Annotated in this window: 24 protein-coding genes and 2 pseudogenes; 14 read left to right on the top strand and 12 right to left on the bottom strand. The window is 61.2% G+C overall.

Going from position 1 to position 23930, the window contains the following annotated elements; all coding sequences use genetic code 11:
• Positions 1-418: 418 nt before the first annotated feature.
• The 4 genes and pseudogenes from M1D34_RS05090 to M1D34_RS05075 form a co-directional block, all read right to left on the bottom strand.
• On the bottom strand, positions 419-2443 hold the full coding sequence (locus M1D34_RS05090) for a phage tail tip lysozyme (protein ID WP_498780998.1): 2025 nt from the start codon (positions 2441-2443) through the stop codon (positions 419-421).
• Positions 2442-2999: pseudogene (locus tag M1D34_RS05085) on the bottom strand (portal protein); the annotation flags it as partial. The pseudogene M1D34_RS05085 and the gene M1D34_RS05090, both read right to left, overlap by 2 nt.
• Positions 3000-3205: 206 nt before the next feature.
• Positions 3206-3598 (bottom strand): DUF6258 family protein, encoded by a 393-nt coding sequence (locus M1D34_RS05080; protein WP_498780996.1) that lies wholly within the window; start codon positions 3596-3598, stop codon positions 3206-3208.
• A 112-nt stretch (positions 3599-3710) separates the two neighbouring features.
• Positions 3711-4859, bottom strand: a pseudogene (locus tag M1D34_RS05075) (terminase large subunit domain-containing protein); the annotation flags it as partial.
• 139 nt (positions 4860-4998) lie between these two features.
• Here M1D34_RS05075 and M1D34_RS05070 point away from each other — a divergent pair.
• The gene (locus M1D34_RS05070; RefSeq protein WP_153313937.1) at positions 4999-5340 is read left to right on the top strand and encodes a GFA family protein; all 342 of its coding nucleotides are present in this window, start codon (positions 4999-5001) and stop codon (positions 5338-5340) included.
• A 25-nt stretch (positions 5341-5365) separates the two neighbouring features.
• On the opposite strand, the gene M1D34_RS05065 is transcribed toward M1D34_RS05070, so the two are convergent.
• Entirely contained in the window at positions 5366-5521 is a 156-nt protein-coding gene (locus M1D34_RS05065; RefSeq protein WP_010969642.1) for a DUF3309 family protein, read from the bottom strand.
• Positions 5522-5860: 339 nt separating this feature from the next.
• On the opposite strand from M1D34_RS05065, the gene M1D34_RS05060 reads away from it, so the two are divergent.
• Positions 5861-6265, top strand: a complete 405-nt coding sequence (locus M1D34_RS05060) for a hypothetical protein (protein WP_010969643.1) — start codon at positions 5861-5863, stop codon at positions 6263-6265.
• A 203-nt stretch (positions 6266-6468) separates the two neighbouring features.
• Here M1D34_RS05060 and M1D34_RS05055 read toward each other — a convergent pair whose 3' ends face one another.
• The gene (locus tag M1D34_RS05055) at positions 6469-6831 is read right to left on the bottom strand and encodes a hypothetical protein (protein WP_003530040.1); all 363 of its coding nucleotides are present in this window, start codon (positions 6829-6831) and stop codon (positions 6469-6471) included.
• A gap of 203 nt (positions 6832-7034) precedes the next feature.
• On the opposite strand from M1D34_RS05055, the gene M1D34_RS05050 reads away from it, so the two are divergent.
• Entirely contained in the window at positions 7035-7448 is a 414-nt protein-coding gene (locus M1D34_RS05050; RefSeq protein WP_498781694.1) for a hypothetical protein, read from the top strand.
• Positions 7449-7481: 33 nt separating this feature from the next.
• On the opposite strand, the gene M1D34_RS05045 is transcribed toward M1D34_RS05050, so the two are convergent.
• On the bottom strand, positions 7482-7817 hold the full coding sequence (locus M1D34_RS05045; RefSeq protein ID WP_498780992.1) for a hypothetical protein: 336 nt from the start codon (positions 7815-7817) through the stop codon (positions 7482-7484).
• A 1067-nt stretch (positions 7818-8884) separates the two neighbouring features.
• On the opposite strand from M1D34_RS05045, the gene M1D34_RS05040 reads away from it, so the two are divergent.
• Together M1D34_RS05040 and M1D34_RS05035 are read left to right on the top strand one after the other, a co-directional pair.
• Positions 8885-9082: a membrane protein gene (locus M1D34_RS05040; protein ID WP_010969644.1), complete on the top strand. Its 198-nt coding sequence runs from the start codon at positions 8885-8887 to the stop codon at positions 9080-9082.
• 141 nt (positions 9083-9223) lie between these two features.
• Positions 9224-9403, top strand: coding sequence for a hypothetical protein (locus M1D34_RS05035; RefSeq protein ID WP_003530036.1), 180 nt, complete (start codon positions 9224-9226; stop codon positions 9401-9403).
• A gap of 31 nt (positions 9404-9434) precedes the next feature.
• Here the strand turns inward: M1D34_RS05035 and M1D34_RS05030 are convergent, their stop codons facing one another.
• From M1D34_RS05030 to M1D34_RS05020, 3 genes are all read right to left on the bottom strand, one after another.
• Positions 9435-9800, bottom strand: coding sequence for a BA14K family protein (locus M1D34_RS05030; protein WP_003530035.1), 366 nt, complete (start codon positions 9798-9800; stop codon positions 9435-9437).
• 216 nt (positions 9801-10016) lie between these two features.
• A complete protein-coding gene (locus M1D34_RS05025; RefSeq protein ID WP_498780989.1) occupies positions 10017-10634 on the bottom strand; it encodes a hypothetical protein in 618 nt (205 codons plus the stop codon).
• 141 nt (positions 10635-10775) lie between these two features.
• On the bottom strand, positions 10776-11294 hold the full coding sequence (locus M1D34_RS05020) for a helix-turn-helix domain-containing protein (protein WP_498780987.1): 519 nt from the start codon (positions 11292-11294) through the stop codon (positions 10776-10778).
• 134 nt (positions 11295-11428) lie between these two features.
• Here M1D34_RS05020 and M1D34_RS05015 point away from each other — a divergent pair, with 134 nt between their 5' ends.
• The 3 genes from M1D34_RS05015 (at position 11429) to M1D34_RS05005 (ending at position 12917) form a co-directional block, all read left to right on the top strand.
• A complete protein-coding gene (locus M1D34_RS05015; protein ID WP_498780985.1) occupies positions 11429-12118 on the top strand; it encodes an XRE family transcriptional regulator in 690 nt (229 codons plus the stop codon).
• A gap of 185 nt (positions 12119-12303) precedes the next feature.
• The gene (locus M1D34_RS05010; protein ID WP_498780983.1) at positions 12304-12633 is read left to right on the top strand and encodes a hypothetical protein; all 330 of its coding nucleotides are present in this window, start codon (positions 12304-12306) and stop codon (positions 12631-12633) included.
• Positions 12630-12917, top strand: a complete 288-nt coding sequence (locus M1D34_RS05005) for a hypothetical protein (RefSeq protein ID WP_027989363.1) — start codon at positions 12630-12632, stop codon at positions 12915-12917. Before M1D34_RS05010 ends, M1D34_RS05005 begins: the two co-directional genes overlap by 4 nt.
• 15 nt (positions 12918-12932) lie before the next feature.
• Here the strand turns inward: M1D34_RS05005 and M1D34_RS05000 are convergent, their stop codons facing one another.
• Positions 12933-13658: a pentapeptide repeat-containing protein gene (locus M1D34_RS05000; RefSeq protein WP_003530025.1), complete on the bottom strand. Its 726-nt coding sequence runs from the start codon at positions 13656-13658 to the stop codon at positions 12933-12935.
• A gap of 224 nt (positions 13659-13882) precedes the next feature.
• Positions 13883-14902 carry a Tim44 domain-containing protein gene (locus M1D34_RS04995; RefSeq protein WP_498780980.1) on the bottom strand — a complete coding sequence of 340 codons (1020 nt, stop codon included), beginning with the start codon at positions 14900-14902 and terminating at the stop codon, positions 13883-13885.
• Between the two features lie 305 nt (positions 14903-15207).
• Between M1D34_RS04995 and M1D34_RS04990 the strand changes: the two genes are divergently transcribed.
• The 6 genes from M1D34_RS04990 (at position 15208) to M1D34_RS04965 (ending at position 23909) form a co-directional block, all read left to right on the top strand.
• Entirely contained in the window at positions 15208-15720 is a 513-nt protein-coding gene (locus tag M1D34_RS04990; RefSeq protein WP_498780978.1) for an RNA polymerase sigma factor, read from the top strand.
• Positions 15710-16774, top strand: a complete 1065-nt coding sequence (locus M1D34_RS04985) for a FecR family protein (protein WP_498780976.1) — start codon at positions 15710-15712, stop codon at positions 16772-16774. The genes M1D34_RS04990 and M1D34_RS04985 overlap by 11 nt, the downstream gene beginning before the upstream one ends.
• A gap of 121 nt (positions 16775-16895) precedes the next feature.
• The gene (locus tag M1D34_RS04980) at positions 16896-19553 is read left to right on the top strand and encodes a TonB-dependent receptor (protein WP_498780974.1); all 2658 of its coding nucleotides are present in this window, start codon (positions 16896-16898) and stop codon (positions 19551-19553) included.
• Positions 19554-19924: 371 nt separating this feature from the next.
• Entirely contained in the window at positions 19925-20737 is an 813-nt protein-coding gene (locus tag M1D34_RS04975) for a hemolysin (RefSeq protein WP_498780972.1), read from the top strand.
• A 21-nt stretch (positions 20738-20758) separates the two neighbouring features.
• Positions 20759-22612, top strand: a complete 1854-nt coding sequence (locus M1D34_RS04970; RefSeq protein ID WP_498780970.1) for a type I secretion system permease/ATPase — start codon at positions 20759-20761, stop codon at positions 22610-22612.
• Positions 22599-23909 carry an HlyD family type I secretion periplasmic adaptor subunit gene (locus tag M1D34_RS04965; protein ID WP_498780968.1) on the top strand — a complete coding sequence of 437 codons (1311 nt, stop codon included), beginning with the start codon at positions 22599-22601 and terminating at the stop codon, positions 23907-23909. The genes M1D34_RS04970 and M1D34_RS04965 overlap by 14 nt, the downstream gene beginning before the upstream one ends.
• Positions 23910-23930: the final 21 nt, after the last annotated feature.

Here is a 23930-nt window from a genome sequence, read left to right as displayed (position 1 = left end):
TAAGGTGCAGCAGTGCCCAGAATAGATCCAATAATCGCAGCACATGCGCCGCCTCCGGCAGCGCCGGCGCCCGCTCCAAGCACCCGAGACCGCCACCGGTCGTGGGAGCATTCACCCGCGGGGCTGTCCCACTCTGAGGTAGTGGGTTAAGAAGAGCCCGGATCGGGCAAGTTCGTCAAAGTCGCCTTCCCTGTCACATAGTTCCGGCGGCCCTGCGTCGTCACGGTCGCCTGCCGAAGACGCGCGGGAGAGATCAGCCCGAGGGCCCCGTCTTCCCCGGCACCTATCGCAGCACTCTCAAGCAACAAGAAATTGCGGTATTGCTGGCAAACCTGTTGGCATGCTGGCAGGACATCGGACGCCATAGACGGCGATACGGCGTCATCAAGAAATTCCTGAAGATCACGCAGGGCAAATTTCACGCTTGCTCGCGGGCGCTCTCCTGCTGCTGTACCTGCTGCTGGTAGAGCGCCTGCAGAACGGCGCGTTGCTCCGCGCTCAGGAACGGGTTGCCGAGGCCCTGAAGGAGTTCCATCTGATTGGGACCTTGCGGCGCCTGCGGCTGCTGCTGGCCCATCGCCTGTGCCCGTGCGACCTGCTCCGGCGAGGCCGGTGTGCCGCCCATGAGGGCTGGCATGATGCCGCCCTGGGCATTGACGAGCTGCCGGGAGCCTTGGAACTGCGCGGGGACGCCCTGTGGTGCTTTCATGCCGGGAAATTGGGCCCGATACTCGGGCGTCTGCTCGAAGGCGACTCCTTCCGAAAGCGAGACTGACGGAGCGCTCGCCCCACCAGTATTGACTTTGCCGGTAGCGGTCTGTGGCGGCATCCGGATCGACGGACCAAGGTTGATAACCTCCTGCGGGGTTTCCTTGCCCTGAAAATTGGGCAGGAAGGCATTCGCCGTAGCCAGCCGCTCAGCAGCCTCGCCGCCGGGACGGTTCCAGCCGGCGAACTTCCAAGCCCGGTTGATGATCCTCTGCGCTTCCTCGACGCTCTTCGCATTGTTCAGCGCCATGATGAGGTTCGGATCCTCACGCAGAAGGAATTCGGCCTGTGTCTGCGGAGATCCTTTGCCCTGCTCGCCTTTCGATGCGGCATAGGTTTGCAGGTTCGCCAGCCTCTGCCCGCGCCAGGACATGATGCCGCCAGCCGTTCCGGCCTGCCCGCTCTCGCTCGGATCGCTCCACGTCCGGTTTACGTTCCTCGGAGAGAAGCGGCTTTCCGCTTTTCCGGTCGCGGCCACAGCGGCAAGGCCAAATGGGTTGGTGATGGTGTTGTCAACCGTGTCCATGAAGCTGGTATAGATATCGTGCCCGCTCATGTTGACCGCAGGCGAACCGCTTGCCCCACCTCGCGCGAAGTCGATCGTTGACCCGACGCGCGGGTCATCGGGCCTGGAAGACACGCCAACACCCGCGCCGTTCCCTCCGTCCGGTGGAACCATGCCCGAAGCGCCGGCATCCGGCGCTTGACCGGTGATCCTGTTCACAATGCCTTGGAACACACCGTCGGCACCGGCCCGGCCGGCCTTCTCGGCCTTGTCGGCCCTGCGGTTCATGACCCCGGCCACAATCCCCGAACCGAGCGCGTTCAGGCCCTCGCCGACATTCCGTGGAGCTCTCGATGCGCCCATGATTGCCATGGCGAGATCACGCTTGCGCTTGATGGACTCCGGCGTCTCGCCCGTATTCCCACCGAAGATGAGCTTCGTTTCGAGCGCCGCCCGGTCCCGCTCGAGTTGCGGGTTCAGCCGGTCGAGCAACGCCTGTTCGTATTTCGCGGCGTCGATATCGAAGGCATAGGACCTGGCGATGTCGCCTGCATTGCCAAGCGAGGTCTGGATCTGGCCGGCATTTGCAACCTGGTTCTGAATGGGACCGGCGCTCGCGATCGCGTTTTGCACATTACCGGCGCCGGCGAGCCCCGTCTGCACGTTGCCGGTGTTTCCAAGGCCCGTCCGGATGGGACCGGCTCCGGCGATCGAGCTTTGCACGTTGCCGTAATTGCCAAGGCCGGTCTGAAGCTGCGGGCCGCTCGTGAAGCTCTGGTACTGCGGCAGCCCGATTGCGCTCGCGCTTCCCCCCGCCGGCGCCTTGGAGATGTCGAGTTGACTGCCGAGCAGAGTGTTGAGCTTGCCCGATTGGGTGCTGGCAAGCGTCGCCATGTTCAGTTCGGCGGCGTCGGTCTGGTTCTTGATGGCCTGCTGCTCGGGCGAAAGCGTTTGCGTTGCCGTATAGGTCGGCAGGTCATATTCCTTGCCGTTCAGCGGATCCGTCCACTTGGTGCTGCCGGTCTTGGAATAGGTCAGGCTGCCGTCGGGCGTCACCTGGTTGACATTGCCGAGCGTCTGGTTGGCAATTGCCGTGCCGATATTGGTTGCCGTCTGTGCCGAGGCCGTCTTGTTCGGATCCGGAGGGCTTGGAGCTTTTTGCTTCCCCATAGCTCGGCTGCTCCACCGGCCCCAGCGGCGTTTCGATCCGTTCGACCGTTTGCGACCGTTCCAGCACATCCACCTCGTCGTCGCCAACGAGCTGGACGAGTGCCGCTTCGTCCAGACCGGTATGGGTCGAGACCGCAACCGAAGTCTGCTTCTCGTACCACCAGCGGATCACGCCGTTCCTGAGCTTCAGCGCATCATGCGCCGCGTCCTGCACCGCGTCGTAGCCGTCGCTTTCGGGAAAGACGACATGGTTGATATAGTCGGTCGCCTGGTCGGCGGCCGCCTCGTCGCCCTGGTCGACAGGCGCGAATTCCACCACCTTGTCGTTGCCGAGTATGGTCCGGATCAGCGAGGGCAGCACCTTCTTGATGGCCGCCCGCACATCGCGCGAGACCACCTTGGAGCGGTTGGCATCCGCCGGCACGTCTTTCATCGTGCCGTCGTAATATTCCATCGCCTTGATGCGATCGACCGCCAGCTCGTCCCGGTAATCCTCGCAGTCCTTCACCAGCCGGCTGACGAGTGCGGACAGGCGTTCATCGGTCATTGCGGCCATCGGAGAACCTTTCTGGCGGTGAAATTCCAGCGTGCATCGGCCACACCGGCAAGCACCGGATGATGCGGAGGCATTTGATTTTGGGTGGCTCGTGAAAGACCCCGGCCAAAGCCGAGAATAGCGGCCGGGGTGATGCATGCCTTCGCCGCGCTCTTCGATTTCAGGGACAAGGTCCCTCGGCACCCTGTGGCGAAGGTTCGCCTCTGCTATTCCCGAATCCGCGCGCCCTCTTCGCCTGGCTTCTCTATCGCCACGGCCTTCGCCCGGATGGTCGTTTTCACGTTTACGTAGTTTCCGAGCTCATATCCGGAGCCGATATCGACAACGACCGTGAAACGGTCGCCATCATAGCCCAGAAACTCGATTGCGCCGATTTCGTCGTTCGGAATTCTACCGGGAGGGTCGAAGGAAACGTGATCGACCCCTTCGAAAACGAGGAACCCATCAAGGATATCTTCACTGTAGTTCCACGTGCCCGACCGAATGCGAGATACCGCGTTCATCTGGATCTTGACCTCATCCTTCCATCCGTCAAGCACGATGGCCTTGCAGGCGCGGTCGTCCAGATGGATCGATCTCAAGAAAACGTCGACGTTCATTTCATTTCCTCATCGGCCAGTGTGCATCAGGGCTGTTCCAGGGCACTATATTCCCACGAATATCGAGCGAAGGGCCTTGTCCCTTGGTGTTCGGCCCCGTACCCATCAGATGCCCATGTGCGCGGTATTGCGCCGCCAGTTGCTCGCCGCTGCCCTTGTCGTGCTGCAATCCGTCATGCGGCCAAGTCCAGGGCATCGCCGCGCCCCAGGGTTTCAGTGCCGCCGCATGGATGATCGGCGTCGCCTCCCGCTCGCGATAGATTTTCGTGACATGGAATACGTCCGCGTCCCGGTCCCAGGCACAGCCCGCCGCCGCGAAAGGATGGTCCCAGCCGAAGTCGAGCCCGCCGATCTGCACCCAATGCTTCGGGATTTCAAAGGGATCGATACGAATGCTCTCCTCTGTCACGGGAAAGATCCTGCCGGATCCGAGCGCCGGCACGCCCCTGGTGCGCGCCTCGCGCTCATGGGCGGGGTAGCTGTCGATCACCCTTTGGCGCTCCTGCGGCGTATAGTGCTCAGCATCCTCGATCGTCATGGTGATGACCGCGCGGTCCGGCGATTTTTCCATGAGGTACCTGGCCACGACCGCGCTCAGGCCCCTGAGTGGCGTAAAGGTGACCGCGATCGCGCCGCGCGTTGCATTGGTGCGGGTGATCCCCTCGAAATAGACGTCTTCGGGCGGCTCCTCGTCGAACCAGACATAATCCACGGTATTAGCCTGCCATTTGGCGCGCCCCTGTTCGTAGGCCTTGAAGAGCAGGGTCGAGGCTCTGCCCGAAACATGCCGCACCGTCACGCTGTCGAGCGCACCGGAAGCACCGGCGCGGCGTGTCGTCGCCTTGATCGCCGCCTTCGGGAGAAATCCGGTGCCCCACTCCTCCTCATTCAGTGGCGGGCCGATCAGCAGCCGTTGCACGCCGTCGCGGGTCAATTCATAGGATTCCGAGCCCGCCAGCATGACGATCGGCCGGTCGAACCGCCGGCCCTGCCACCAGTCGGGATAGCGCCCGGTCAGATGCATCGCCGCCTCCGCTGCGCCGGCCAGCGTCTTGCCGAGCTGGTTGCCGGCCATGAACAGCCGCTCGCGAAAGGCCGCGCCCGCCGCATGGAACTCCCGCTGCTTGGCATAGGGCCGGTAACCGGCGAGGATATTCGTTCGTTTCCGCCTGTGGAGCTCCGCCATCAGCAGCATCTGTTCCCTGAGCATCGCGGAAAGGCCGGACGCAATGGTCCCCTCGGATGGGTTGGATACGCTCATCCGTGATCATGCCTCTATATGCTGCGAATTGCCGTCGTAGCCGGCGTAAGCTTAGCTTCGTCTTTGCTGGACTGCGCCGGAATAAGATCAATAATGTCCGCATTGCCGCTGACATACGTAGCGCCGATGGGAGAAAATCATGATCGAAGGCCATTGCCATTGCAGGGCGGTCCGCGTCGCGGTCCCCGTCCGCCCCGAAACGCTCGGCGATTGCAACTGCTCGCTCTGCAGCAGGCTCGGCACGCTTTGGGGCTATTATCCTTCCAGCGAGGTCAGCATCACCGATCCTGAGAAAAAGCTCGTCGGATATGTCCAAGGCGACAGGACCCTGACCATGCATCACTGCGGCGTTTGCGGCTGCATAACCCACTGGTCGCCGGTCGGCCGCAGCTCACGGCGCATGGGGGTCAACATGCGCGTCTTCGAGCGTTCGGTCTGGGAAGATATCCCGCACCGCCTCATCGACGGCGCGAGTTGGTGAAATCGGCTCTGTTTGTCTCGGGCCTTCAGATTCTGCCCATCAAGAGCAAGATCAACAGGACCACGACCAGAACGCCGAGAATTCCCGAAGGGCCGTAACCCCAGCCGGACGAGTAGGGCCAGGCCGGAAAGGCGCCGATCAAAAGCAGGATCAGAATAATGAGGAGGACGGTGCCAAGCATATTGCGGTTCTCCCTTGCACAATCGAAATTTCCGCGAACGAAATCACGCGCCAAACCGAGTTTCTGCAGCGACTTTTGCGCGCCTCCAAAGTCGTGGGTGCGCTACAAAGCACATCGTTCATTCTACCGAATGCGAAAAGGCAGAATATGTTCCACGCCCCTCGCGACCCATATATGGGCAACACTCAATCAGAAGGCGCAGTTTCCTTCGAAGCCCGGTCTTCATTTTCCGAGTTGTCACATCAGGAACAGCGAGGCCGCGCGAAAGGCCCTTTTATCTAGATGTTCTCATATGCGTGAGATCATGCTAATTTTCTCGTTTTCTCGGAGGGGAAACCGATGCCACGTATTGCAAATCTTTATTTCAGAACGGCGATTGTTTTTTTGATCCTCGGCATTTCGATCGGCCTGCACATGTCGATCACAGGCAACCATGCCGCAACGGGGGCCCATGCTCACGCTAATCTGCTCGGTTGGGTAACCATGGCGATTTTCGGCGGCTATCACGCGCTCAATCCTCAAAAGGCGGCAAGACGGCTGGCCATGATACAGTACGCCGTCTACACCTTCGGCGTGACCATGCTTATCCCATCGCTTTACCTGCTGCTCTCCGGAAACACTGCCGTGGAGCCGATCGTCGCCATATCGTCGCTCATCGCCTTCGCCGGCGTTCTGCTCTTTGCGGTCATCATCTTCTCGAGCAGCGAAGCGTCGGTTTCGGCAAGGGTAGCGCCGACTCACTAAACTGAGGCCTGTTGAGATTCATAGGTGAAGGTCAAGCCGCTTGTCGTCTCCCCCCTTGTGGGGGAGAATATATGCGGCGGCCCTCGCCTCCGCTTCTGCGTTCGTCCGCGGCATCGTTTTGGGCATGCGAAGGTCAAACCGTTTATTGCGTGCCCCAAGGCAATGGTCCCGCGAGAGGATCAGATGTGTATATGCCCTATAAGTTACCTTTTCGCAGGCGGCACGCGCTTTCGCAGGCCGCCTGCCCTCTTCCTTAGTGAAAGCAAAGGCCGAATCGCAGCGTCCAGCGCGCGGATCCGGTCGATGATCTGTTCGTCCGACAAATCGTCAACCCCGCCGGTTGCGGCACTCAGGTCCTTCGGCAGAACCGACGCGACGAGCTTCAGATAGGCTTCCGGCTTCTCCTCGCGAATACGAGCGATGACGTTGACACCATGCCGGGCGAAGTCCGCCTGCACGGCTCCCAGAAAGCTGCCTCCCAACGGACTGCCCTCACCTCTCGCAGCCGGCGTTCCCGCCGCGTCGTCCGGCGCTTCCGCTCCCGGCGTGGCGCTTTGATCATTCATTAAGAACTTCTCCGCTCGTCGTTATCCCGGGGCCGGCAACATACGCCCGCAACTTCTGCAAATTATTTCCATCGTATACAATCCATAATTGCGCCAGAATCGCGGATCAGATGAGGTGCAACGGGACTGCACCACCGCGATTATCGAAAAGTTAACCGCCACACCGGGGGGGAACATGCGCCGAAACTTTTGCCACCGCCTTTATTATTGCCGCCTCGACGGTCTCCGCCTTTGCGGGGGAGCCGCGCGAACCGCGCTACTTCGTGAAAGCCTGGCTTCAAATGGCCAACAGGAGCTTCGAGCACACGACCGGCTGGTGCGGTGGAGAAGATGATTGTTTCGTGCCGATCGGTGAGCACGTGATCCGGTTGCGGGAGATGACGGCCTCCTCGTATTCGCTCAGCTTTTGGACCGACCCCTCGCAGCAGGATGCCTGCTGTGTGACCCGCACTGGTTTTCCCGCGCTGCGCCTCTGGAGCGGGCGTCCCCGCGTCGTTCCTCTTTACTACACCCCGAGAATATCGGGCGAACCGGGGCAAATGCACTTCGGCGAACTGGTCATAGCCATCGAGTACCTGGGCCAACCGGCTTCGGTCACCGAAGCCAAGCCTCTGTAAACGGCTCCGTTAGGAAAGCATGCTGGATGCCGCCTATTCTTTCCATCTCGATAACGCCTGTTTAAGTGTCATCGTTGGCCCAAGAGGAGCGCTGATCTGCCCTTTCTGCCACGGATCCTCATCCTGCGTAATCAGACGTCCGGAAGGAACACCAAAATTACCGAACGTTTCCTTCTGCTCGTCATAGAAATTCGGTTGGTTGCGATAGGGATACTCGTAAAGCCATTTACGCCGATTATCGTCAGTTAGGTCCTGAACGGCTTGGATCGAGGAAATAATGCTGTTCAGTTCTGCCAGCCCAGCTTCGTTGGAGACCTTCGGCAAGAGAAACTTCAATTCGTTCTTCACGTCCTCAAGGTTCTTCTGCAAACCACTCTGCCCTACCCTCGGCCCGGGCGCATTGGCATCTTCGTCGCGCGGATCTTTGGAGAGCCTTCCCGAGGGCTTTCTTGGTCCCTCAGGCAAATAGGCATTAGGCCCGTATAGGGCCGCTTCGAGAAGCTTTCGGCGTAAGCTTTGGCATCCTCAGGATTGAGAAAGCCGGGATTCTCCGCCGTCAGTCTATAACGCTCGATCTTACCTTTCGGCACAGCCCTGCCGGCTTGCCCTTTCCGTTCACTCATGAACTTCTCCTCGTGAATATTTGCGTTCTCCTGGTAATGTGCTGGATCAAGTATTTGCGGCCGGCGATGCCGCCACTCGCCCGGCGCCGCTGGCGCCTGCATCATGCGAGGTTGGGGGTCTACGCGTCTTCGCCCAGAGTCCGCCTTGCGGATTCGGGAGACGCGGCAGGCGCATCGCCGGCCGCACACGGCGCCGCGGCGTCTTGGAACGCGCAGCATCGCCGTGAACCATGAATTGGAAGTGAGGAGCACGTCGCGCCGAGGGGACCGTCTGACGTTTCCGAGGTCGCCTCTACAGAACTAAACCGTTGCTGAAGCCGGAAGAGGATAAAATTCCTATCCTTGATTTATGGAATAGCGCAACTGCCCCTCGGTGCGCAAGCCTTCGTCACGTGAACCGCGGTGGTTTTTCGAATTACCCACGGGAAATCATTTCTATGTCCTACAGCGGACCGCAGAAGGTGAGTTCGTCTGCTGCGGCCGCGCGCAGCCCGAAAGAGGCTACTCAAATTTTGTTGTACAAATGTATATTATAATTTCCTTGCATAAGACATTGGCCTCTGCTTCAATCCAACCAGGCTGATGCTCAAGGGCTAGGGTATATACTCCGATACTAATAATGCCTCGCAGGAAAGGCAGCAACAAATTCGCCATCGGTGCTCGATGTCGGGTGGCGCTGCGTGCCGAGGCGAGAACACATTGCTTTGAACGCTTATTTTTAAAGACTGAATTTTAGTCCCGCATTCCGGTCGTTCCGGGGAACCACAGCTGCCCGCGATGCATTTTGCCTTCCCGAGAGAAGGAGCTTTGTCCATGCGCAATCATTGGATCTATGTCGCCATCGGCTTTATCGTCGGTGCAGGCCTATTTGTCACAACCGCCTGGCAGCGCACACCTGAATCGTCCAACCAGTTCGCCACCGTAAAACTCGAGAAGACCGACCGCCTCCAGGGCGGCATCCAGACTTCGTTCGTCATGGAGCGTTTCGGCCCTGCGCAAGCGGTTGAATGACAGTCGTCAAAACAGGGCGTTCACCAGCACTGGTCTGGACTAGCTGCCGGGTCGACGTGAGCCCTTGCCTTTCGCCGCCGGATGCGCAAGTTACTCGCGCCGGCGGTTTCCGGCACGGCACGACGATCGAGGAAGCCTGCGTTGAACTCAGATAACAAACCTGACGGCGAAATTAAGGTCGAGAAGCGGACGAACGGGCGCTGGGCCTTCGTGCTCAGCTATCGCGGCGTCACTTATCCGGCGGAGGGTCAGTTCAGTACCCAGCTTCTGGCACAGTCCGCGGCTTACGTCGCCATGAAGCTTCTGCGGAACACACGCTGAGGCATTCCCAGCACGGCAATTGTCCAGCACGTCAATTGTAAGGTGAGTTGCACCGCCGGCGTGCGCCATCAAAGGGCTGAAACGTATCGTCCGACAAGCGATACGAGGCGTAGCGCTCCTGGCACCAGCGAAGATGCGCATTGGCGTCGAACTGCACCCTTTGCCTCTGGCGCAGGCGCGATCTGTCCACCGCTCCGGGCAAAGGTCCTCCTACCGTCGCACCGGGGCCTATGCCGATATCAGGAGCCCTGCCGCGATAGCGGGAGCCGTAGTTCGGATATCGCTGTTGCAGGAAGTCGCGGTATTCCCTCTCGATGAAGAGATTGTGGTTGCTGCTGCCCGCGGGACGACCGGCGCAAATTCCCGTGCTGCACGTCTGGGCTTGTGCCGGTATCATACCTATCGCTGCGGCAATCACCGCTAAGGCGAGCGTTGCTGAAGCTTTCACGGACCTCACCTTCTTTCTGCTCGGAGAAAACGATCCGCCTCGACATGCTCGTTCGAGGCGGATCCATTGAAAGCATTTAACCTCAATCGCCCAAAAGTGCAGCGGTTTTGGGACAACGGCATGCCCGGCATTCTTGCGCGGCGCATGATAAGGATAATATTCCTATCATGGAGTAAACGAATTATCCTTCTTCCCATATTGACGCAAGCCCTTTTCAAAGAGCAGGACATTCAGGCCCCGCTTCAGCCAATCCAATTGGGCTTCCGGCATCATTCTTAACCCTTCGTAATCCATCACGCAGACATTGAAGACGGTGGTTTTCACCTGCCGCCCCTCCTCGCATCCGAGCAACAGGCCTTCAAGCCGCATCATCCTCTCCGCCGCGTTCCTCGCTTTCAACGCGCGAGCCTCGCTTGGCTCGCCCGAGTGCCCTCTTACGTGATCGATCTGCTGGGCCCTGACGCTCGGAAAGGGAATGCCCGTCAAATGATAATAGCGCACCATCGTGGCCGCGTAGTCGTCGCCCGCCTCCCGCTGCTGCTCGGTGATCCGACCATCGAGAAACAACCGGCCGAGCGTGTAGCCGGCAAGGGCGCCTCTGGTCTCGAGGCCATGCATGCGCTTGCGCGCTGCAAGCGCCACCGCCATCGCTTCCTTTTCTCTTTCCTGTTTGGACCACTCCGGCTTTATCTTGCCGCAGGCAAAGCGCTCGGCATTGGCCTTCCGCGGCCGTCCGAGTTGTGCCTTGCGCTTTGCACGCAATTTCTGGGCCTTGGTCAACATGGGAATCCTTTCGAGCGTGGTGATTGAGACATCCGTCGCGGACGACCAGCCGTGAAGCAGCGGGACGGGACGGTATCCGAGGTGAACTGAGGGTGGATATGGAATGCGAGCCCGCCACCAGGCCCGGCTGAAGGTGTCATCTCAGGAAGCTGTTCCGCTTCCGGCACCGCCATCATTCACGACCGCAAGCACGGTCGTGTGGTCTCGATGGAAGATGCGGCCGATCCCCGCCAGCGAGAGATCCCGGCGGCGCTCATAGACCGCGCGCATGCAGGCATGCCTCGGCTTCACCAGCCGGCGCTCCCGGCGCACGCTGATGATGTCGTCCCAGCTCACACCGGGAAAATCCTCGAGCACGGCGGCAACGATCTCCTCGATCGGCGCTCTGTCGCCGCCGTCCTCGTTCGACGCACCGGTATCGCGGCCGCCAAGCAGGATTCGGGCCTGCGCGAGCAGCCGGGCTCCCGCATCGGCAAGATCGGCTTCCAGTCTCGCAATCCGCCGCCCTTTCGCTTCATTGTCAGAAGCAAGGTCGGCCAACTGCCCTTCGAGTTCTTTGATGCGAGCAGATCGGCCCGCCGCGTCGCCCGGGCGGGCCAACCGCTCCCGCACGGCCAGATAGTGCCGCATCTGCCTTGCCAGTTCAGAATTCTCCACCATCGCTTCTCCTACTCCCTTTCCGGCGCTCCCAGCAGTCACGGAGCAAGCGCAGCCGCGACTTGACTTTATCAATGACACCTATAATGTCGTGTTGTCAACATGATTTGTGTTCTCAACATTGCTATGTCCGTGTCATGAGCGAAAGAGCTGAAAGATTGCGCGAGGCGCGCGTCAAAGCGGGCTATCGGTTCGCCTCCGACGCGGCGAATGCCTTGGGCATCGTCGCCTCGACCTATCGCGCCCACGAGAATGGGCAGAATGAGTTCGAACTCAGCGAAGCCGAAGTTTACGGACGCAAGTTCAACGTCGACCCGCTTTGGCTGCTGACCGGCACCGACCGCCGAATCCCTGCAGGCTCGGCGCCTGGCTCGACAATGACCGAAATCGACGTACCGAACGCCCGGATCGGCGCCAAGGTCATCGGCCAGGGGGAAAAGATCCCGGTGTTCGGTCAGGCAGTCGGCGGGGTTGATGGTGAATTCATAATGAACGGCAATGTGTTGTACGAAGTCATGGCGCCGCCGATACTCTCGGATATCTCGGGCGCCTATGCGGTCTCGGTCTCAGGCGATTCGATGTATCCGCGCTACGAAGACGGCGAGGTCTGCTTCGTCGATCCGAGCCGGCGCGTCCGGAAGGGAGACTATGTGATCGCCCAGATTCGGCTGGAGGAAGGCGGCGCCCTGCTGGCCTATGTCAAGAAATTCGTGCGCCACAACAGCTCCGAACTGGTTCTCGAGCAGTTCAACCCTCACAAGGAGTTGCGCTTCGAAGCCAATACCGTTCACTCGGTCCATTATATCGCGCTCGCCGGCAACGCCTGAGCGATACGAACTCCGTTACGATCTCCTTTCGTTTGGACGGCACCTCGACGACATCCTCGATGCGGCGGTCAACTCAACACAAAACGTGTTGACATGTATCGTGTCAGGTGCAATGTTAAGTGAACACAGGGAAAAATTGCGCGGCGGAGAAACGCCGGCAGTCAATCGAGGAGAATAAGACCCACATGTCCCTCCCCCGAATCAGATCCGATCTTCATGGCCAGGTCGACGAACTCTTCGCCGCCGATTTCCTCCGTTCAAGCGACGCGCAGAACCAGATGGCGCTCAAGTGCTTTCTCTCCTCCGCCTATTCCAGCCTGGCTTCGCTCGCCTGGCACCTTGGTGCAGATGGACATGTTTTCCAGCGTGAAGCTCAACCCGCGACGGACCTCGTCGACGATGCCTTCTTCGCACTCAATCGCGAGCGCGAGTTCGGCAGCGGCGCCGATGCGAACCAGGTGCAGCGGCAGATCGGTACGCACAATTCCCGCCAGCAGTTCGGAGGCGCCCTGTGATCCGCGCCGAGACATACGCCGTCGTCAATCTCGCGGCCCTCAATCTCATCGAGGCGGTCAGTGCCGCCTACTACGTCACCGAGAACCAGGCCATCACCCGTCACGAGTTTCGCGCCCGCGAAATGCTGAAGAAAATTGCCTTGGCTCTCGGCTATGAGCTGGCCGAAGCGGCTGCGCACGACAGTCGGCAGGAACGGAGATCCGGCGCGGAGTCGTCACAGGCCGCCCTACCCGGTCTCAGGCTTGTATCCGCCGGGCTTGCAGCACCGAACGCTGACCGTTGAACCGCCCTGGACGATTCAATCGTCGTCGGGAGGGCACGGCCATTTGCCGGGCGCGGCCAGACCCGATGGCAGTTTGGTCGCGCCGTCACCGCAGGTGAGATCGACCTGCTCCTGTGTGAGTCCGGACGCGCTGGAAAGGTCGACGCCCTCTATCCTGGTCAGAAAGAGAAAGGCCCGATCCAGATCGATCGGCCCTTCGAGCACCGCACCGCTCAGCTTGGCGCGCGAAAGATTGGCCATGGAAAAACGCGTGCCGGTCAGCACAGCCTTGTCGAAATTGGCGCGCCCGAGTTCCGCCTTCTCGAAGTCGGCGCCTGTTAGACGCGCTCCGGTAAAATCGGTGCGCTGCAGTTCCGCACTCGCAAAGGAGGCGTTTTCCGCAGAAATCGCTGAAAAATTGCCCCGATAGGCCTCGACCCTGCTGAAATTCGCCTTGTCCGCCCTCGCCCCGGCAAGCGAAGCGCGAACGAGCGTCGCCTTTTCGAGATTTGCGGAAGTGAGATTGGCCCCGCGCAAGTCGGTCATCGTGAAGTCGGTGTTGAACAGATTGCTCCCCGGAAGGTCGCTGCCGCCAAGCATGATCTGCTTTTTGTTGCAGTCTTGCCAGTCGATCCCGGCTCTGGCTGAGCTCTTGCAATCCGCCGCCACGGCAGCGCTGGAGGCCAAAGCCGACACCGTGATTGCCACGGCGAAGAACGCTGCCCCGCCCGAGCTGTTCGTTGTCATGCCAAGCTTCTTCATATCGCTGCTCCTGGACCGGGCTGCAGTCAAAAAAACAGCCACTGCACCGAACCGCCGCAACGAAGCCCTGGAATCAATAGGTTACGGCGAGCTCGCATGTCAGAAAAGAGCGGCAAAGAGCGGCGCCGTCAATAGCCGATCTTCGCCCTTCCCCGTCGAGGGTCGCAACGCCTGTATGACCAAGAGCCTCCCCCCGACGGAACCGGGCCGCCATGGCCTCGAGGTCAAGCCTCGACGCCCTGGATGGCGGATACCTGCCAGTCGGCGCCGGGCTTGCGCTGAAACGTCCATATTTCGACCGCTTCCGTCGGCCGATCCGCATCGCCGCTGACGACGCGGCCGGTGGCTCGGTCGCGCACCACGTCGACGCTCTCGTAGCGCATGGCAACGGTCGCGTAATCGCTACCGTTTTCCTTCCATGCCTCGGCGAGGTCGCCCTGGACGAGGTGGACGTCACGGACCTCGTTCTTCAGGCCCTTCGTTGCGTTGTCGCTGAGCTCTTCCGCGAGGTAGGACATGGCTTCCGGCGTCGTCAGCCGGCGCAATGCCGCATAATCTTCCGCTCCGTAGGCAGCCTGCACATCTCTGAGCATCGCCTCGAAGCGATCGAGATCCTCCTGGCCGACCGTGATTTCATCGCCATCTCCGGAAGCCGGTGCGGCAGCGGACGATCGCGTCGCGAGCGACGCCGCGCCGGCACCGCCCGTACCTTCACCGATTCGAGGAATGCGGAAGGATGGCGAGCCCGCAGTCGCCGCCGAAGAGCGGCCGGATGCCGAGGGCGCCGAATAGGCAGGACGCTGATTGCGGCCGAAGAAACGCATCGCAAGGGAGATCAGCAGAACGACGAGGCCGACCTGCAGCAGCAGTCCGAGGAAGCCGATGCCACCGCCGATACCGTGGCCGAGCAGCATGCCGATCAAGCCGCCCATCATCAGACCGCCGATCATCGATCGGCCGAAACCACTGAAGAAGCCCGGGCGCGCATTGGTCGTGCGATTCTGCGCAGCGGGGTTGGTGGCGGTCGAAGGCTGCGCGTTCTGACGCGGCGTCATCGTCCGGTCGATCGGCGCGGCCGGCGCGGGCGCCGTCCGGGTTACAGGCGGGGTGGAAAAGGTCCGGCTGCCGCGTGAGCCGAAGCCACCCCCCGCCCGCCTTGCATCGGCGACATCGGCTAGTGTCAGTACAGATGCCAAACCAATCGCCGCAATGGCCATAACTCGTCCGAAACGCTGCATTTCCATCCTTCCCTATTTCGTGACCGCAAAGAGGTCATAGAACGCCATATAGAGCCGGAAGTGCCGGAATTTAAGTCTGCCGCTGCGTCTTTCGCAGAATTCGGAGCAGTTTGAGGATCCTCGCTTTTAAAGTTCGCTTTGGAGGGGCGTTCCCACGAAAAACAGCCTTTAAACATGATTATCTTAATCAACTTTGTTGCGGCATTCTGGGCGACAGAATAAGCATAGCCGCTCGCTTAGCGCGTTCGTCCGGTGTCCTTTCCAGAATGGCCAACGGCCAGCGCGGCGATCTCGGAATATCTGGCTGGACAATGACTATCGAAAAAAAGGGCGACCGCTTTCACATGTACCTGCGGCACCGCAGGTCCCTCATCAACTATGCCGCGCCGCTGCTGGGATCGAAGGACGATGCCGAGGATATCGTGCAGGATGCCTATCTTCGCTTCGTGCGGGAAACGGCAGACGAGCACATGCCGCCGAAGACCTACCTGTTTCGCATCGTGCGCAACCTTTCGTTCAACAAGCGGTCGCGGCGAAAGCTTGAGAACAACGTCGTCGAGTCCGCGGATATACCGTGGTGGGCGCTGCCACAGGCCGTCGAGACGCCGGAAGCCCAATTCCTGATGTCCGAGGCCGCAGACCGGGTCGCCCAGGCGCTCGGAGCTCTTCCGGATCGCATGAGACGGGCATTCGAACTGTACCGCTTCGAGGGGTCGACTTTGAAGGACATCGCCGAAGAACTGAGTACCTCGATACCGACAGCCCATCGCCTCGTCAGGGACGCCATGGAGCACTTGAAGGCAGGCCTCGACCATGACGAATGAACGTTCGGTACATCTGAAAAAAGCCGATCTCTCGCCTGTCTATCTTCAAAGTGAGCGAGACGCGGACTACGCGCAGCTGGATGATGGAACCATGACGCCTGACGATGATGCAGCGGAACTCTCGAAAGAGGCGACGGACTGGCTCATTCGCATTCGCGAAGCGCCCGATGATCCCGAAATGCGTTTGCGTTTCGAACGATGGGTCACCACTTCCCGAGACCACAGGCGGGAATGGGAGAAGACCTGTCGGCTCTGGTTGTCCGTCGGACCGTTGCCAGCCGCTCGGGACAAGCCCTCGGCGGACAACTTCAAGCCCGGCCGGCGCGGCGGCCGAGCTTCCTTGGCGATCGCAGCTTGTGCGATGGCCATCTGTCTTCTCGTAGCGTGGGTTCCCGGCTTGCTGATCGTCCTGCAATCGGATTACCACACTGGGACCGCGGAGACCCGCTCCCTCGAGCTCGAGGACGGCAGCACCGTGACTTTGGCGCCCGGGAGCGCGATCGCCATGGACTTCGGTCAGAGTCGACGCAGCCTCAGGCTGCTTCAGGGCGAAGCCTACTTCGATGTGGCGCACGATCCCGCGCGCCCATTCGTCGTCGATGCCGGCGGTCTCGAAATCGAAGTTCTCGGCACGGCATTCGACGTCATGGTCGATAGTGAAAGCACCCGGGTAAGTCTTGAACGGGGACTGGTCACGGCCTCTCCGTCCGGGCAGGAGGCATCTGCTGAGCGGCGTCTCACGCCCGGGAAAGCGCTCGTCTTCGACCGCGATGCGCAGGGTATGACGACCTCCGACATCGACGCGGCGTCTATCGGCGCCTGGCGACAGGGACGCCTTCACGTCGTTAATGCCACCATCTTCTCCGTCGTGGAACGGATTCAACGTTACCATCCAGCCTGGATATCCCTGCCGGATCCCGTGCTCGGCAGCCAGCGGGTGACGGGCATCTACGACCTCACGGCGCCGGACGAAGCGCTCGGCGCTCTGGTCGACCCTTATGGAGGCAAGGTGAGGAGAATCTCGAGCTTCGCCCGCGTCATCTCTCGCTTCTAAAATATGACATCCGTTTTCAACTTTTTTCCATGACCCCGTGAAAAAACCGATCTGCCGCTTTGTCTATTTGGTCGACGGCACCGGGGGCGGTGCCTGTGACAAGCAGAAGAGTGGGCATTTCATGGCATACGGGGCAGCGTCAAAGCGCGACACACAATTCACCACAAGGTACCTTCGCGGTTTCCTTCTATCTACCTCGGCAGCAATCGCCGTGGTCTGCATTGCGCCGCAACTGGCGGCCCAGGAAATCGCGGCCACACCGCAGCAGTCGCAGGCGGTCCGCAACTTCGATATCCCGTCGCAGCCGCTGGCCTCGGCCCTCGCCCTGTTCAACCGCCAGTCAGGCATCCAGATCAGCCAGGCTGCAGCGGGCAGGACCTCGAACGTCACCACCCGTGCGGTGCGCGGAAGGATGACGCCGGAGCAGGCGCTGGCGCAACTGCTGGACGGCACCGGTGTGCACTATCAGTTCACGGCCAATCGCGCTGCGGTCATCGGCCCCGCAGGAGACGCTGGCGCGCCTGGCTCGGAGGAAGGCGCGACCGCTCTGAAGAGGATTGTCGTGACCGGCAAAACCGGGCGAAATGCCAATTCGGGCGCCGGCTTTCAAGGGACACCCGACTGGGTATACGACGAACCGGCTTCGGTCAGCGTCGTCTCGCGTGACGCGGTGCAGAGCCGGGCGGCGCGCAACGCCAACGACGTGCTCGACTCGGTTGCCGGCGTCACCAGCAACCGTTCTGAAGCGCAGAACCCCGGCATCGCAATCAATGTGCGCGGCCTCCAGGATCAGAACCGGGTCACCACCATGATCGACGGCGCGCGGCAGGATTTCCAGCGGGCCGGCCACGGCGCCAGCCAGCGGGTTTATGTGGACACGGCATTCCTTCGATCGGTGGAGGTCGAGAAAGGCGCAGTCGCCGGCGTCGGCGGTGCGGGCTCGCTGGGCGGCGCGGTGAATTTCCGCACGGTGACGGCCGACGACATCATAAAACCGGACCGGGATCGGGGCGTCGAACTCAATGCCGAGACCGGCACCAATGCCTACTACTTCAACGGCTCGCTGATCGGAGCTGCCAGATTCTCGGAGGACTTCTCGGTTCTCGGCGGCGTCAGCCGCAAGCGGGTCGGCGACTACGACTTCGGCCAGAACGGCAAGTCCCCGCTGCTCGATCTTGCCGTCACGACCGCCGTCGACGATTCCTTCCTGTTCTCGCGTCTCGAAACCTTCGGCACGCTTCTGAAAGTCGAGGGCTCGCCGTCGGACGATTTCAGCTTCGACCTCAGCTGGCTTCGCAACGACTCGGAGGCGATACAGGGCGGGCTCGTCTTCGGCGACCTGCGCGACGACCCTCAGAACTACCTAAACAACACCGTCAGCTCCTCGTTCGAATGGGATCCCGACAGCGAGCTGATCGACCTCAAGGGCCGCCTCTGGTACAACAGGGTGGTCAATGACGAGCTGCGCGACTACACCCCGAGGCTCCCCATCACCTATGCGATGACCAGCTTCGGAGGGAGCCTCGACAATACGAGCCGTTTCGAAACGGCGCTGGGCGACCTTTCGCTGAATTACGGCGGCGAGGCCTATTCCGACGACGGGAAGACGACCACGCCGCCTCTCGTCGACGACCAAGGCTTCGACGAGGCCTACGGCTACAAGGGATTGAACCCGGTCGGCCGCCGGTCGATGACGAGCGCGTTCCTCAACGCCACCCTGGAGCATGACGATTGGCTGGAGGTCGGTGCCGGCCTCCGGTACGACCGATACCGCCTGAAGGGGTTCACGGAAGTCGGAGGGAGGAAGCCGCGCTACATCGTGGTCCCTGGAGTGTGCGGCTATTTTTATGACGACGGCGAGTGCGCCTATTACGACGAGGACCCCGTTTACGGCGGCGGTGAGGCGGTCTTGGAACGGGTCGATATCGACAAGTCCGGAGGCGCGCTTCTTCCGTCGGCGCGGATCGCCGTCATGCCCTTCGAAGGAATTCAACCCTTCGTTACCTATGCGCATACCTACCGGCCGCCATCCGTGATGGAAGCGCTGACGTCGGGCGGACATCCCGGTGATGCCATCGCCACCTATATCCCCAACCCGTACCTCAAGCCGGAACGGGGCCGGACATGGGAGCTCGGGATCAACATCGCACGGGACGGGCTGTTCACGGCCGGCGACAGCCTGCGCCTCAAGACGGTCTACTTCGACAGGACCATTCAGGACTATATCACGCTTGGAAATGGTTACTTCGCCACCTTCGACAAAAACCTCTTCCAGCATGTCAATCTCGACGGCGATACCACGATGAATGGGGTCGAGATCGAGGCGAGCTACGACATGGGATCAGCCTATGTCGGCGCCTCCTATACCTATCTGAAAACCGATTACGCCGACACCTACAGTTACTCCGGGCCGACCGCGTCCGGGACCCCGCTTGCAGCGAGTGGCAACACGCCGGTGCCATCGGTTCTGTTCGTCCCGCCGGAAAACAAGTTCACGCTCGATGCCGGCATCCGCCTGTTCGAGCGGAAGCTGGTTCTCGGCGGACGCGCGACCTATGTCAGCGATTCAAAGCCCACGGTGGGCCAGTTGGCGGGCCTGTTCAACACCGCCGGCTACAAGATCTTCGATATCTACGGCTCCTACAGCTTCTCGGACAGCGCCAAGCTGCGCATCGCCGTCAACAACGTTACCGACGAGCAATATGCGCCGGCATTGGGTGCCTTTTACTATCCCGCTCCGGGGCGGACCGCGACGGTATCGCTGAACTTCAAGTTCTAGAGTGGTTCGAGTGAAGCGGCCGCGCCCGATTGTCGGTTCATCGAGCGAAGCGGATGCCCCTCATCCCGCTGCGACCTTCTCCCCGTTTCTGACGGGGAGACGGGACAAGCCTCGGCCTCACCGCTCGCTCTTGAGGGGCTGAGGGTAGAGCGGCGCCGCGAGTCCCCTTCGCCCCGCTCGCGGGGAGAAGGTGCCGGCAGGCGGATGAGGGGCGAAGTTCCGTTCGACATGCGTAACGTGGGGCGCATCTATCGCTCCCGTTCAATCGAAACGAAAAGCCACTTCGGGAGACAAGACATGGGACAATTGCTCACAGCACACTGTCGCAGGATCAACCTGCGGCCATCGTTCAGAACCAAGGAAAACTCACCATGGTTGCAACCATCAATCTGACAGCAGCAAGCGCCAACCTTCTCAACGATCTTAAGGGCTGGGCCACCAATCTGAATTACGAGGGCAACGGCCAGTTCGACTCGACGCTTCCACCCTACGATGAATGGGCGGGTGGCCAAGTTGATATCGCCGGGAGCCGCGGCGTCATTCTCGAAGGCAATTTCTCTTATATCATCCCTGCCGGCTTTACGGGAACGGTCGACAGCCTCGAATTCGGCAGGGGCCTCACCAGCTCGTCCTCATCGGGCTTCGATCTGGCGAACACCGACCTGAGCATCGATCTCGGCGGCGTGAGCCCGTCCAAAACCTTTACCGGCGCTATCTATTCGCTGACCCACAACAGCAACGTCGACTCGGACCCGCTGGCGAACTTCACCGGCGTTACCTCGAAAAGCGGAAAGCAGCAGGACGGCCTTTTCGACTATCTGGGAGAGGTCGGCACCGTCCAGAACGGTACCTCCGGCAATGATTGGCTCTACAGCTTCGACGGCAACGACACGCTGAACGGCGGCGCAGGCCGCGACCGGTTCGTCTTCGACCGGGACATCGACGGTGCGCTGTCGTCGACGATCGGCAACGACGCCGTCAACGGCTTTACCGCCGGTGCCAAGGGCGACATCGTGCGCCTCGCGCTGCAGAGCACGGCCTTCGACAGCTTCGCCGAGGTCTATGCCGCCTCATCCCAGGTCGGCGCCAACACGGTCATCAACCTCGGCGCGCTCGGCGACATCACCTTGAACGGTGTGACCAAGACTGCCCTGGTCGCCGGCAATTTCGAATTCGTCGCTTGATCCCACGGACTCGAAATCAGCATGTTTGGAAACTCCAAACGGACGCCGCCGCAGCTTAAGGCTGCGGCGGTGATTCCGGCAGCCAGGACAGCCTTTACCGGGCTAGCAATCATCAGCGGCATTGTAAATCTGCTGGCGCTGACGTCTCCCTTGTTCATGCTGCAGGTCTACGATCGGGTCCTGGCAAGCCGCAGCCTTCCGACCCTTGTCGGGCTCGCCGTCCTGGCCACGCTCATGTACGGTTTCCAGGCGATGCTGGAGATCGTGCGCTCGCGCGCTTTGCTCCGGATCGGAGAAAGCTTCGACCATCGGCTTTCGGGGCGCGTGCATGGGGCGATCGTCCGTCTGCCGCTCGAAACGCGCATGCCCGGCGACGGGCTGCAGCCGCTTCGCGACCTGGACAATGTCAGGGGCTTCCTCGCCGGTGCCGGGCCGACAGCCCTGTTCGACCTGCCCTGGATGCCGCTTTACCTTGCAATATGCTTCCTCTTCCATTTCTGGATCGGGATGACGGCGCTCGTCGGGGCACTCGTTCTCGTGGCAATGACCTTGCTGACCGATCGTTTGTCAGTGCAGCCGACCAGAGACGCGACGCGATACGGCACCGACCGCAACGCCTTGATGGAAGCCGCCCGCCGCAATGCGGAAACCGTGAGGGCGCTTGGCCTTGAGAGGCGCCTGCAGCAACGCTGGCTCTCCGCAAATCATCTGTACCTTGAGGCGAACCGTCGTGCGGCCGACGTAGCCGGTGCCTTCGGTTCGGTGTCGAGGATGCTGCGGATGATCCTGCAATCGGCAATCCTCGGCGTCGGCGCATGGCTCGTCATCGAACAGCAGGTATCCGCAGGCGTCATGGTGGCAAGCTCGATCATGATGGGAAGAGCCCTTGCTCCCGTCGATCTCGCTATCGGCTCCTGGAAGCCTTTCCTGATGGCACGGCAGAGCTGGGACCGGCTCCGGAACCTGTTGCAACTTATCCCGCCCGCACATCCGCCAATGCCCCTTCCCGCCCCGAAATCGATACTGGCCGTCGATGGCCTCACCGTCATTCCGCCCGGCTCCGGCGGGAAGCCTACAGTGGCCGGCGTAAGCTTTTCCGTCCCGGCCGGCGGGGCCATCGGGATCATCGGGCCAAGCGGCTCCGGAAAATCGACGATCACCCGCGCGCTGGTCGGCGCCTGGGCCCCTGCCAGCGGCAAGGTACGTCTTGACGGAGCCAGCTACGAGCAATGGGACCGTGAGGAACTCGGCCGGCACATCGGCTATCTTCCGCAAGGAGTCGAGCTCTTCGACGGGACCATCGCCGAGAACATATCGCGTTTCGAAAACAGTCCCGACCCGGCGGCCATCGTCAAGGCGGCGCAGGCCGCGGGAGTTCACGATCTCATCGTGAGGTTCGAACTGGGGTATGAGACGCGCATCGGCGAGGCCGGCTCCGCTTTGTCCGCCGGACAGCGCCAGCGTATCGGTCTTGCCCGGGCGCTCTATAATGATCCCTTCCTCGTCGTTCTGGACGAACCCAACGCCAATCTCGATGCGGACGGTGAGAAGGCGGTGATCGACGCAATTCTGTCGGTGAGGAACCGGGAAGGCATCGCGGTCGTGGTGGCCCATCGGCCGAGCGCTATCGGTGCGGCAGACCTCGTCCTTGTCGTCGACAACGGCCAGGTCAAGGCATTCGGCCCAAGGGACGAGGTCCTCTCCCAGGTTCTGAAGCTGCCGCCTCGCCAGAACGGCGACGCAACCCCTGCGGCAGCCCGTTCCTTTTCCGTTTCCGGGCGGACTCTTGCGCCACTCAAGGTGGTTGCGAACACCGGCACCGAACCAACGATAGCCGAAGCGGGCGATACGGAGAACGCCGATGTCAAGCACTGAAGCTGAGGCCGTTACCCGGTCCATCCGCCGGCACCTCGCGATCGGCATGGCCGTCGGCCTGGCACTGATAGGAGCTGCCGGCGCCTGGGCAACGACCACGCAATTGGCCGGGGCCGTGGTTGCGTCGGGAAATTTCGTCGTCGACTCCCATGTCAAGAAAGTCCAGCACCCGACCGGCGGCGTCATCGGTGAGATCCTGGTGGAGGAAGGCGACCGGGTAAAAGCGGGCCAGGTGCTGATGCGTCTCGATCCGACACAGACCAAGGCGAATCTCGGCATCGTGACGAAGCGCCTGGATGAACTCATGGCACGCCTGGCGCGTATGGAGGCGGAAAGGGACGACCGCGGCGAGCTGGAATTTCCCGCGGAACTCACAGTCCGCGCGAAGGAAAGGGCCGTCGCCTCCGCCATCAATGGTGAGAGCAAGCTCTTCGAATACCGCAGACGGTCGCGGGAGGGGCGCAGATCGCAGCTGCTCGAACGTATCGTCCAGCTCCAGCATGAAATCGCCGGCCTCGAAGCCCAGCAGCAGGCTTATGACCGGGGCCTTTCGATACTCGATGCCGAAATCGCGTCTCTTCGGAGCCTGCATGAGAGAGGCATCGTGTCGGTGCAGCGATTGAACGAACTGGAAACGAGGGCGGCAACCTTTGAGGGCCTGCGAGGCGAAAAAGTCGCTCAACAGGCCCAGGCGGCTGGCAGGATTGCCGAGACAAGATTGCAGATCCTTCAGATCGACGAGGATCTCAAGACAGAGGTCGGCCGGGAGCTGCGGGAGGTGCAGGCGCAGCTCGGCGAATTCACCGAACGCAAGATCGCCGCCGAGGATCAGCTGAGACGCATCGATATGCTCGCCCCGCAGGGCGGCATCGTGCATCAGCTCAACGTCCATACGGTTGGAGGCGTGATATCGCCGGCCGACGTCGTCATGTTCATCGTGCCCGACAGCGACAGGCTGGCGATCGAAGCCCGCATACGGCCACAGGACATCGACCAGATCCAGCTCGGCCAGGACGTGGTGCTGCGGCTATCGGCTTTCAATCAGCGAACCACGCCCGAGCTCGGCGGCTCCGTATCCCGGATCGCCGCCGATCTTACGGAAGATCCCCGAAGCGGCCTCTCCTATTACGTCGTGCGCGTTGCCGTACCCGGAGCGGAATTGGCCCGGTTGGGCTCCCTTGAGCCGCTCCCGGGCATGCCGGCTGAAGCCTTCATACAAACGGGCCAAAGAACGGCGCTTTCCTATCTGATCAAGCCCCTGTCGGACCAGATCAGCCGCGCATTTCGGGAAGAATAGAAGCCGGAAAGAACGCAGCCG

Source organism: Ensifer sp. D2-11 (genome assembly GCF_054161295.1).
This window is presented reverse-complemented; position numbering and strand designations above follow the sequence as displayed.